At 45.2% G+C, this 11,944-nt stretch carries 8 protein-coding genes; 2 read left to right on the forward strand and 6 right to left on the reverse strand.

The genetic code is table 11. The annotated features are described in order from the left end of the window. Positions 1-37 precede the first annotated feature (37 nt). Together recD2 and HW447_RS13430 are read right to left on the reverse strand one after the other, a co-directional pair. The gene (gene recD2, locus HW447_RS13425) at positions 38-2,311 is read right to left on the reverse strand and encodes an SF1B family DNA helicase RecD2 (protein ID WP_024729784.1); all 2,274 of its coding nucleotides are present in this window, start codon (positions 2,309-2,311) and stop codon (positions 38-40) included. 17 nt (positions 2,312-2,328) lie between these two features. Continuing rightward, positions 2,329-3,393, reverse strand: a complete 1,065-nt coding sequence (locus HW447_RS13430) for a YqaJ viral recombinase family nuclease (protein ID WP_024738477.1) — start codon at positions 3,391-3,393, stop codon at positions 2,329-2,331. Between the two features lie 894 nt (positions 3,394-4,287). Here HW447_RS13430 and HW447_RS13435 point away from each other — a divergent pair. Beyond that, on the forward strand, positions 4,288-4,488 hold the full coding sequence (locus HW447_RS13435) for a hypothetical protein (protein WP_006573960.1): 201 nt from the start codon (positions 4,288-4,290) through the stop codon (positions 4,486-4,488). Positions 4,489-4,545: 57 nt separating this feature from the next. Then, positions 4,546-5,775 (forward strand): site-specific integrase, encoded by a 1,230-nt coding sequence (locus HW447_RS13440; protein ID WP_024729783.1) that lies wholly within the window; start codon positions 4,546-4,548, stop codon positions 5,773-5,775. Positions 5,776-6,157: 382 nt separating this feature from the next. Here HW447_RS13440 and HW447_RS13445 read toward each other — a convergent pair whose 3' ends face one another. From HW447_RS13445 to HW447_RS13460, 4 genes are all read right to left on the reverse strand, one after another. Then, positions 6,158-7,384 (reverse strand): site-specific integrase, encoded by a 1,227-nt coding sequence (locus tag HW447_RS13445; protein WP_176255654.1) that lies wholly within the window; start codon positions 7,382-7,384, stop codon positions 6,158-6,160. 130 nt (positions 7,385-7,514) lie between these two features. Next, positions 7,515-7,700, reverse strand: a complete 186-nt coding sequence (locus HW447_RS13450; RefSeq protein WP_176255655.1) for a DUF6462 family protein — start codon at positions 7,698-7,700, stop codon at positions 7,515-7,517. Beyond that, positions 7,684-8,220 (reverse strand): hypothetical protein, encoded by a 537-nt coding sequence (locus tag HW447_RS13455; RefSeq protein WP_176255656.1) that lies wholly within the window; start codon positions 8,218-8,220, stop codon positions 7,684-7,686. The genes HW447_RS13450 and HW447_RS13455 overlap by 17 nt, the downstream gene beginning before the upstream one ends. Before the next feature lie 32 nt (positions 8,221-8,252). Beyond that, the gene (locus HW447_RS13460) at positions 8,253-11,852 is read right to left on the reverse strand and encodes an LPD25 domain-containing protein (protein WP_176255657.1); all 3,600 of its coding nucleotides are present in this window, start codon (positions 11,850-11,852) and stop codon (positions 8,253-8,255) included. Positions 11,853-11,944: the final 92 nt, after the last annotated feature.

Here is an 11,944-nt window from a genome sequence, read left to right on the forward strand (position 1 = left end):
GGACGCTGGGCGTTTTTCTGCACCTTGCGTCACATTTTTAGCCTGCGTGCTTCAATTCTTTTTCCAAGTTCGCCGGAACGGGGATACCTGCCCGCCGGGCATACGCCTTATAGTACAGGTGGATGCGTTCACCCAAAAGCGTGTTGCGTTTGCCGATCTCATTGCGATGGATTGCCATGAACAATACCTGCTTTTGACCGATGAGCACCACACGCTTTTTTGCGCGGGTGATGCCAGTGTAGAGCAGATTTCGATAGAGCATGACAGTATGTGCCTTTAAGAGCGGCATAATGACCGTATCGTACTCGCTTCCCATTGCTTTATGAATCGTAGTGGCGTAGGCGAGGTCCAGATTGACCATATCCTCTATGCCGTACTCCAACTCACGGCCCACACCGAAGTCAAGTCCAACGCGAGTTCCATCTTCATCATTTTTGATATAGCGGATGAATCCCAGGTCGCCATTGGATACCTTGGCAGTGTTTTTGGTCTGCATGATCCGGTCATTGACCCTGAATACCTTGACGCCGATTTTGATTTCTTCCTCGGCGGAACGAAACGGGTTGACCACTTCGCGGATCGCTTCGTTGAGCTGTTCCGCAGAGGCCGCGCCGTCCGAGCGGAAAGGCGACAGAATCTGCACCCGGTCAATCCCACTTTCCTCGATCTCCCGGCAGTAGCGGGCAACAATTCGTTCAGCGGCTTCCGCCTGATTGTTGCTTGCCATGAAAACGAAATCCTGGCCGTAGTACAGCTTGGTGTTGCCTTCGTTAATGAATTTGGCGTTGTAGGCAATCAGGCTGTCCTTGGACTGACGGAAAATCTGATCCAGCACCGTCACGGTGATAAGGCCGCAGTCAATCAGTTCACGGAACACATTCCCGGCGCCTACACTGGGAAGCTGATCCGGGTCTCCGACAAGAATGACCCGTGCTCCACCTTTGATGCGTGAGAAAAATTTATTTGCCAGCCACATATCCACCATGGAAAACTCGTCCACAATGATCAAATCGGCCGAAAGCGGCTCTTGGGTGTTGTTGCGTTTTATTTCATCTTCCTCGCTGGCGAGCCCCAAAATGCTGTGCAGCGTCTTGGCCTTATCAACCCCGGTACTTTCCGCCATACGCCGGCTGGCTCTGCCTGTCGGCGCCATTAAGGCGATCTCTCCTTGGGGATGCAGGCGGCGGTAAACCTCCAGAATTGTTTTCAGCACCGTTGTCTTGCCGGTACCCGGGGAGCCTGTGATGATGGAAAGATTGTGACGATAGGCTGCATACACAGCCGCTTCCTGTTTTGAGGACAGGGCCAGTCCGATTTCTCGTTTGACCTGCTCCAAAATTTGTTCGATCTTCTCCGGGGTGGGAGGCTCCACCACACGCATCGCAATCCGGCGGGCAGTTTCATCCTCTTGTGCAAATACACGAGGAAGATAAATGCCTCCTTTGACGGATACGACCTCTCCATGCAGGATCATATCTTCGAGGACATCGCTGACCTCTTGTGCATGGAGCCGAAGCGAAGGAATAGGGATTTTAGCGTTGAGTAATTGGAGCGCCTCTTTTTGTAAAGCCTCACTGGTCAAAAACAAATGTCCGTTTTTCCCCTTGCTATCCTCCAACGCCCAGAACAAGGCGCCTTTGATTCGCATAGGGGCGCGCAGGTCGCCTCCGTTTTTCTGAACGATGGCATCCACCCTTAAAAAGCCAAAACCGGATATTTGGCAAAGCTCAAACGGACTCTTTTTCAAGATGTCCACGCTGGCCGGGCCGAAAAACTGATAAATCTTCTGCGCTGTTTTCGGTGTAATCTTGAACGGGGAGAGCAGCGTCATCAGGTCTTGCAGCATCCGGCTCTCTGCATATGAGGTCTTGATGGCCTCCAGCTTGTTCTCCGTGATGCCTTTGATCTCCAGCAGCCGCTCCGGGCGATTTTGCAGAATGTCCAGTGTCTCCACGCCGAAGCGTGATACGATCTGTTTGGCGAGCGCCGGCCCGATGCCTTTGATAAGGCCAGAGGCCAGATAGCCTTCCACTCCACTCTTGGTTTGAGGGACAATTTCATGCCACTGCTCCACCTGAAGCTGCATCCCATACTTTCCTTTTTTCCATTCGCCATCCAGTTCCAGTTCTACCGCATCTGTGCGGGGCAGTTCGTAGCCGGTAGCCACAAACCGAATCAGATGATCCTTGTGCCGGCGGGTAGACCTGGCTTCTTGAGGTACATCCTTGTCCGCAGTTTTTACACTGATGATGCAGAACTTATTTGCAGGATTATGGTAAATTGTCCCATCATAAGTTCCTCTATGGATCAAATCATTTTCCTCCTTTCTCATGCCGCCTTGGTATCAATTTTCACACTGAACCTTCGGGATTCTGAAACGGTTACATACTGCTCGTAAATATCAGGGTGGTCCAGCTTCAGCCGCATCAGATTGTCTTTGTCAATGCCGGGCTTTCTCACTGGATTGTAGGTGACAATATAGTTCACCCCATCCTGTTGGCAAACGGCCTTGCAGCTCTTGCCCATTTCTGCGACCAGCGCCGCCTTCAGCCGCTTCATATCCGCCTCAATCTCTTTGCTGCCCGCTTCCGTGAGTTTCTTCTGCTCCTGAAGCTGGAGATAGCGCATCAATTTGGCTGTCAGGCTCAAATCAAGCGTTACAACGGGAGCGTCCTGATCTGCAGAGCCCGTATGCCGGCGCACGCTTTCAAGCACCAGATCACCATCTTCGGTATAGGGCGGCGGCGTCCTGGTAAGAACATGGTTTTCCCAGAAATACTGCTCCAGGAAAATCATCTCCTCCTCATAGGACTCGTCCCGCCGGATTTCACGAATAATGGTTTCTTCCTCGTTGTTGCCATACAGGCAGCAGAAGAAGCAGCGGTCCACATTCATGACGGCCATATAGTGCCGCCCTTGGGCTTCATAATAGACGGGAACGGTTTCTTCACCGTTTAGCCACCAGTTATCCCTTGCGTTATAATTTGTCGTTTTAATCTCCAGAATTGCGGTACTGCCATCCGGCAATTCCACAAAATAGTCCACATCGGCCAGCATCCACGAATACTGTGGGTGCTGGAACATTTTTTTGATCTGATAGACCTTGTACCCTGTGCGGTGTTGGAATATCTTCGCCACCAACGACTCCAACAGGTGCCCCATTTCCAGAGCAACCCAGTTGTCCTCATTATCTTCGACCGCTACGATATTCAACTTGTCAAAGTAGAGGTCTCTTGCCGTCCGCCAGGGTGAAATTCCCAGCAGAGCCGCCACATCACTGCCGCCAATCCCTTTCCGGCGGTATGCAAGCCATTCCTCTTCGGACAGGCCCGCCGTTTCCACCAAAATTTGGGGTTGACTTCGCTTTTCGGCGGCTACATTGCTCGCCGGCATCTTTAGCACCCCCTCCGTGTTCGGCGGGGAATAGCGTGTACTCGAATCATTGGACTATGGACTTGGCTGGATTTGGGCACCTTCTGATGCTGCCAGTCCTCCAAAGGCCATTTCCTTTTTGCCATAGGCTCCTGCCTTCGCTTTTTTACATTCATGCGTGTTACCTGCCTTTCTGTAGTTTGATATATCCTCAAAGCCGTTTCCGGCATTTGGGCGACAAAAAAGCGAGCATGACAAAGGGCAAAACGCCTGTTGTCCATAGTTGCCTATGAACCAATGTCATCCTCGCTGATGGGGAAACCCCGAAAAATAAAAAAAGCCAGTAATATACTGGCCCGAATGGGCGCAGCAATACTACTGGCACAAATACAATCTTAACTGCGTGTGCAATGCAGGGCTTTGAGCCTTGCCGTACAGATACAAAATCTGTATCCCATATAGGGAACGCACAAAAATCAATTACAAGAACAAGATAACACAATATATTGATTTAGTCAAGAACAAATGTCTATATATAGTCTAACAGAAAAATTTTTTTACAAAAAATAGGCCGTGCAGAAAAAACAGCCTTCTTGCCCTATTTATAGGGTGTACAGACATGGTGCCGGATTTCGTAGCCAGTCCGCACGCTCTTTTTGTACCTTGACAATTCTCATAACCTCTTTTATCGGAGTTATACAGGAGATGCGGATAGTGTGTTTGTGCGCGCCCACAACTTAAATGTCGCATAGCGGCAGCCTGAAAATACGCGGCGGAAAGCCCCGGCGCAGGAAATGGACGATGGAAGAGCCTTCACACTTCCCGATGAATTTAAGTGACTTCATTGTTTTTGTTGAAAACCTTTTCCTACAAATCGTAGGGGATATATGTAATTGCAAATAAAGGAGGGCAATTATGGAAAAAAGAAAACCCAATGACCTTTCACCAGATCAGTGCTTGGCGGTCGATACAGAATCGCTTTGCAAACTGCTCGACTGCGGGCGGCACACGGCCGTCCAGATCGGCGACCTGGCCCACGCCCGCATCACCATGAATTCTCGTGTCCTTTGGAGCGTTCAGCGAGTAAAGGAATACTTGTACGAGATCTCATGCTAACAGCGCCCTGCCCATTCCGGGCGCAGCAACACACAAAACATCGGGAGGTATCAGCCTATGCCAAAAGTTAGAAAAGACAACAAAGGCCGTAACCTGCGGCCAGGAGAGACACAACGCTCAGACGGCAGCTATATGTTTGTCTATAAACTGGGCAAAAAGAAAAAGTACATCTATGATTTTGACCTTGCCAGTTTGCGAGCCAAAGAAAAAGTGCTCAACCGTGACAGCGATGACGGTATTCGTACCCAGGAGGCTATGAAAATTACCCTAAATGATATGTTCAAAGTCCTCATGGATACGAAAATTCAGTTAAAGGCTTCTACACGGGCGAATTACGAATATCTTTGGAACAACTATGTGAAGGACGAGCCGTTTGCTAACATCCCTCTGCCTAATATCCGAAAGAGCGACATCCTGACCTTTTACACGAAGCTTTTGAAAAAAGGCTTTGCAATCAATTCTCTGGAAAGCATCAATAACCTGATCCATCCCACGCTGGAATTGGCGGTCGATGATGATTACATCCGAAAAAATCCCAGCAAGGGCGTCTATCGCTCTCTCAAAACAGAGGGGGCCGGGGCACCCCCGAAGAAAAGAATCGCGCTGACTATGACACAGCAGAAGAACTTTCTTCGTTTCATTTCAAAGTCACCGATGTATAGCCACTGGCTGCCTGTCATGGTCGTGCTGCTCGGTACAGGAATGCGTGTTGCGGAATGTACTGGCTTAACTAAAAATGATGTGGATCTGGAGAACAACACCATCTCTGTCAATCATAATTTGATTTACCGTGTGATTGATGGGAAAGCAGGTTTTCACATCAACACCCCTAAAACAACCAACGGCACCCGTACCATCCCGATCCTGTATCCGCAGGTTGCTGAACAGCTCCGCACATTGATTGAAGTCATGGACACCCTCTATCCGGAAGACCTTGTGATGAATGGGTATCACGGTTTCCTTTTTAGGAATCGGGAAGGTTACTTTCTCAGTGCCCATAATATCAACCGGGCCATCCAGCGTATCTCCATCGCCTACAACGCCGAAGAAATGGATCAGGCTGAACTGGAAGATCGTGAGCCGGAACTGCTGCCGCATTTTAGCGTACATAACATGAGACACACATTCTGCACGCGGCTCTGTGAAAGCACGAACGACATCAAGTTTATCCAGCAAGTGATGGGCCACGCTGATTTTTCCACAACTATGGATATTTATACGCATATTACGCAAGAAAACATGAGGGAAAAAGCAGAGGCAATCAAGGGCAATTTGGTGCTAATGTGAAAATTGCAAAAAAGGGCAAATCCGCATAAAAAACACGGATTTGCCCTTCATTTTGGCCCGTCTGAAGCCGTCTGATTTCAAGCAAAAGTTGTAGAAAAGTTGTAGTTGTAAGCCCTTTTCACTACATCTTGTGCCGTCCTATTTCATCAGACGCTACATATTGTGGAATTTTAGTCCAAAGGCTTCATCGTCGGGATTATAATCGGCCTTGCTCCACGTCATATTATGTAGCCATATAGTACGGTATTTCCTTACATTATCAGGTTATTACCATCCTATAGCATTACATATCCATCCATCTTTTTGATGTATCTGTGATGTAGGATAACCACATATTTGATGTACTAATTCTATATACAGATAGCTTTTTAGAATATTTTTGTTACAATATTAAAATATTATCTTGTCTTTTTAAAAGCGATTCTTGTTTCTTACTATTGGTCACTTCTGCATAAATATCCATGGTAGTAGATATATCTGCATGGCCCATTATGTCCTGTATTACTTTAATGTTACTCTCCACTTCACAATACCTTGTACAAAATGTGTGGCGTAATACATGGCACGAAAATTTTGGCAAAATCAATGGCTTACGGTTCTCTGCCTGTGCCGCTTCTGTTTCCGCCTCATTGTAATAATTACAAATCCGCTGGATCGCACGGTTGATGCTTGCTGGATTCAATACCGTACCATAACGGTTCCGAAATACAAACCCACTTTGGCCATCAATCGTTTGCTTGGAAAATCCTTCCGTCTTCTGATATTCATATTCCTCCCGCAAAATCCTGTATACCTCATCCACCATCGGTATTTGGCGGATCCCTGCTTTTGTTTTGGGTTTGGATACATGGAAAGTGCTGGTTCGATCTTCTTCCGGCCGGTAAATAAGTGTACGCTGGATTGTTAGTATACGTTCCTCAAAGTCAACGTCCTCCCAACAAAGCCCTGTTACTTCTCCTACACGGCAGCCGGTTCCTAAAAAAAACACAAAAATGGGAAACCAGTGATAAAAAATGGGGCTGTCACGAACATATTTCATAAAAGCAGTCTGTTGCTCTATGGTCAATGCATGGCGGCTTTTCCGTTCCCATTCTATACTTTGTTTCAGTTCTGCAATGATTCCATCAGATGGATTTTTACGGATGATCCCATCACGTACAAGCATATCAAACGTTGGGTGCAGCAGTGTATGTATAATCTCTATACTGCGCATCTTAAATCGACCGCTTGCAAGAAATGAGGAGTAGAACGCTTTCAGTTCAGAAAAACAAATCTTGTTTACTTTACGTTTTCCCAATGTATCCCGTATAACTAAATCATACATATAATTATAGTTTACTTTGGTTGAATGTTTAAGGTTTATTTTGCCTGACATATAGCGTTCATATGCTGCATTTAACGTCATTTTTTCGCCTAAATAACTATCTATGTTATCTTCTAAGTTTCGTAAGACCTCCTTTTCACGCTCCCTCAGTTTCAGAAGATCTGTAGCATAAATCACTCTACGCTTTCCATACATATCATTATACTGATACATATACAGACCGTCTTTCCTTTGGCATTCCCGTGGCCGAAGCACCCTTCCTTTATTATCTTTTCGTGACGGCATTGCCCTCTTTACCTCCTTCAAAGGCTTTGCACAAGCAATGCTGTCACTTACATTTTGTATTATACAGCAATGATGTGCATTTGTCAATATGTTGTATACTGTATATTGTGTACTTTTTATTTTTTTCTTTTTATTCCCGGAACATCTCTAAATACTCATCTAAGATCTCCATATTTACCAGCGCAATATTTCTTATTTTAATGACTGCATGGGCCTCTTTTGCAGTTTTCATAAAGGACTGTATTCCCATAGAGTATAAAGCCGCGCCTTCTTTGTATCTTACATACTTTTTATTTCTTTCAATTTTTCTCTCCATCTTGATTCTCTCCTTGTACATTTTCCAATTTTTTAGGTAATTCCAACTTTTCCATTAGTTTCTGATAATGCTGCTGAAATACCTGGTAGACCTGATTCACATATCCATACAGTTGCTTTTCATCAATCGGGTCAGCTGCTTTGTAGGCAATGTTGAACGATCTCAGACTGCTCTCTTCTACATTCCAAAACGATAGGCCGATATTCCCATTCTTCCCTTCCATCTGGAGATATACACTGCCTATATCCCCACCCATATATTTTTCTATATCCAGACAGATCTCCTTTATGTTGAGTTTACCTGGATCTCTATATATGAGCGGCTCTTTGAATATGTTTACCCCCCTATGCCGCAGCATCATAAGTTGGAACTGGTAAGGGCTGCCCTCAAACACGGCGAATAGCAACCCTAAAATAAGGCATACCCCATTTTTGCACATTTCCTTTGGAATGAATGAATCCACACAGATCTGCTGGAACTGTAATCTGGAATCGGGCAGTAATACTTTTCTATTTGCCATCTTATTTATCTTCCCCTTTCTGGGCAGTATTTCTATTGCTCCAAATCAAATGTAATGTCACTAGCCACCATTTCAACAACAGCTATTTCTTCTGCCTCATAGTATCGGTCTACAACCTGGTCACAGAACTGCTCCGCAGCTGCTTTCACATCCTGTTCGATTTCATCACCATTCAAGGGATGTTTGCCGATCGCTACCTTTTTTATATCTTCATTGCTTAAATAATATCCAAAATGGCGGTTCAAAGTATCCAACGTCTTTTGGTCGTAATCTGTCATTTTAATACCCGCTACTGCATACTTTATCTTCATATCCCTCCATGGATTCTGTTCCTCATGCTTCGCATATTCATCAAACGGCAGGTTCAGACGATTATATGGGTCATTGATATAGACTGGCAATGTTTGGCGGAATATCTGGGCTATGCTGTCTCGTAGCTGCCATGTTTTTGTTAAATCAACTTCAAAATTAAGCTGTTCTGCTGAGAAAGTGATCTGTTCCCTGTTTCCCGACATAACACATATCTCTTCCTGTCCCGCAGAAAATCCGATCCAATACGTCTGTCCTTTTCCGGCAATACGGTCAATCAGCATCTGTCCAATCGCACTTTTCAATGTTATGTTCTGCTGCACTGCTACATCATCCCTAATATAAGTAAAGGCACTGCTGTCTGCTGTTAAATAATTCAAGGGAGAGCGTCTTGATTCGGTTGACAAAATCTCTTGTATCACTCGGATATCCTGTTTTTCTTCAGGCTCTTTCATTTCACCCAGGGCAGCGATATATGGTGCGGTCAGCCCGCTCATGATATTCTCCCCTATTTTTTGCTCCAGTTTCTCTCCTTCCCTTCCGTATACCTCTGAATACACATCTGGATCGCTATTTTTTTGAATTGCAGCAAGCATTTTCGCCACCATATGGATTTCATGTTGCCGGATCTGTTTATCACAGTCTTCATATCCTGCCAAGCGTTCTATCTCATCCAATGGATAACCATCTCTTTTGATCTGTTCCAATACAGCCTGGAAGATGGTTTCTGGCTCTTCTTGCTTATACTTGCAAAAATAATAGTTCACTTGTGGCCTTTCTATACTGTTGTTATATGTTTTGCAAAGGATATCCCCTTTCTGCTCAGGTACTGAAAACAGATAGACTCTATCAGAAAATTCCACTGCAATCCGATCCATGGGCATTTTAGATACTTTTCCCTGCTTGGTTGGAAGATATCCCAGTAAAATGGCTGTTTCCACAATTTTATTTTTTTCTTTTGGGAACGTAGCCAATGCAGCTTCCAATTTAGAAGTACAGTAATCCCTCTTATATGCCTGGATGGCATGGTTCTGTACCGCATGGTGGTGGGGAATAAACTCATTTGCAGCCAGCTGCTCCTCAATAAATTTTTTTGCTTCGTCGAGCGTCAAAAATCTCAGCGGGCGCTCCCTCTCTAATACAAGCTGGCCATATTGCCCATTTTCTTTGGACATGGAAAATCGATCTTTGATATTCCACACCGTCCTGTAGGTTTCGTCGCTCTCCACAATCTCATAGCGCTGCCATACCTGTAAACGTGGTAAATCATGGTGTATAAACTCCTCACTTGCATTTTTTATCTGTTCCGCATAATCCCTCCCGTAACTTTTTTCGTTTGCTGCATATAAGTAGTCATCTTCAAACACTGCGGTCTGTGCGTTATATATATGCTTGAGTAAACCACCCTCATCATCTCCTAAATCATACCTGCCTGAATACTTTTCTAATCCGTTCTCCGTTTCATAAAGGATACAGAAGGACGTTTTGTGGTAATATCCAAAAGAATAATTGTCCTCTTCATCCACTTGATCCCGAATAAAGTTCTGGGACTGGTCATAGGCTGCAAACCGTTCTTCTGCTTCATGGATAGGCATTATTCCATTATCTGGCAACATCTGACTTTCTGACCACCTGATATAAACCAACGGTTCTGTCAAAATCCCAGCTTTCCCATACTTTTCTGCCAGTTCAGACTGGGCCACTGCTTGTAGTTGCTTTGGATGTACCAACAATGTTTCTGTTTCCCCTGTTTCATTGTGTGCAACCGCGTAAATATTTTCATGGTGAGTCCAGGGACTATTTTCTATCTCCACATATGCCTTAACTGCATCCATCGGCCCTACCAGCCCACTGCTGTATATATCTCCCGAATCAATTTCTCCTTGGATCTGGGAACGCTTGATTATACCCTCCATATAAAACGAAAGTCCGGCCCATCCGTACGGTTTTAAGGCATCTTCCTTCTGGTCATATATATCTTTGGTGATTTCCATACTTTGCAGCTTCAACTTATCTATGTCATATTCTTCCTTCTGTTTTTCTGCTGCTTGGGTGATCTGTGTTTTCACTTCCTCCGGAAGTCTGTCAGACTCTATAAAGTAGGTTATATTTGTCCCATCAGGCGAGATATATGCTATTGTTTCATAATCGGCCGCTTTATGGTTCCTATCAACTGGGGCAGATTCTATCGGGGCTGCTTGGTTCCATACTGTAATCCCATTTCCAATCGTTGAAAAGCGCAGTTCATATCTGTCCTGTGGCGGGGCGGTTGTTTCTGTTTCTTCTAGAGTTCCGTTCATTTGTGGCATTTCTTTGATATTGGGCAGGTCTTTGCCTTCTGGATCTGGTGTTTTATTGGCAGACAATGTTTCTGAAGTCACTATCAATTCTGCCTTATCCAGTTCCATATCTGTGTACTCCGGATGACTATATGGGTCGTAGTTCTCAAACATATCCCAGCTGCCTATATCGAGATCGGGCTGTACTATTTCTGACAAATCTTCGCCTATTCCAATGTTCATCTTGGAGTCCTCATTCTCTGATATATTAAGCAGGTCATTTAATTCATTCAGCCGCTCCAATTTGCTTTTGTATTCAGCCTCATGCACAAACGGTTTATCCATTTCATTCTTGGTGGTTTCCAATACAGCCTTGGTTTCTTCAAGGCTTGCCCGGAGGTTTTCTAAACGCTCCGGCATTGCATTGAGGAGTTTTGTGATCGTTCCCATCATTGCCCCATCATTACTGCTGACCTGAATATTGTGGGATACTGCCCCCTGGAGATTTAATAGGAACTTCTGGCTCTCATATGTGATGGAGGCTTTCAGAGAAAAGCCCAAATAACCTCCAACCTCAAACTCTTTCCCATATACGCAGCAGTTCTGCGTCATGATTTCCCTTAATGCCTTGGCCGCCTCAGACCGGTTATTATAGTTTCTCTCTCCAACCCGCATTAGAAAATCATCTTGCACAGGACGGTTTTCCTGATAAGTTTTAATATCAGTTTCCATACCCGCAATAAGGGTTTCCAGACGTGCAATTTTTTTCGGGAGATGGATATTGTAATTGTCCTGTAATCTGTACTGGTCACTTTGGAACGCGGCACGCTCCATACGGAGTTTTGCAATGGAAACATCCAGTTCCATTTTTTCTTTGATGTAAGGATTCCCCGTTGCCAGTGCTTTTACTTCTGCATAGGACAGTGCTGCCTCATCAATATCCGAGCATTTCCTAACAGGTGACTTTGATGTCATTACCTGTCCAATAAACTTCTGTTTGTTTTCAATCGTCTGGTCGGGTAAGAGATGGACATTGCTGCCCATCCCTCCCCTAAGAACCGTGCGTGAGAGTTTCCCCTCACACGGCTCAAGCCTTTCAAAAGGCTCTCTTATCGAGAACCCGGCTCAAAAGCAGT

Origin of the sequence: Enterocloster alcoholdehydrogenati, from assembly GCF_013282095.1 — a bacterium.
Taxonomy (GTDB): domain Bacteria; phylum Bacillota; class Clostridia; order Lachnospirales; family Lachnospiraceae; genus Enterocloster; species Enterocloster alcoholdehydrogenati.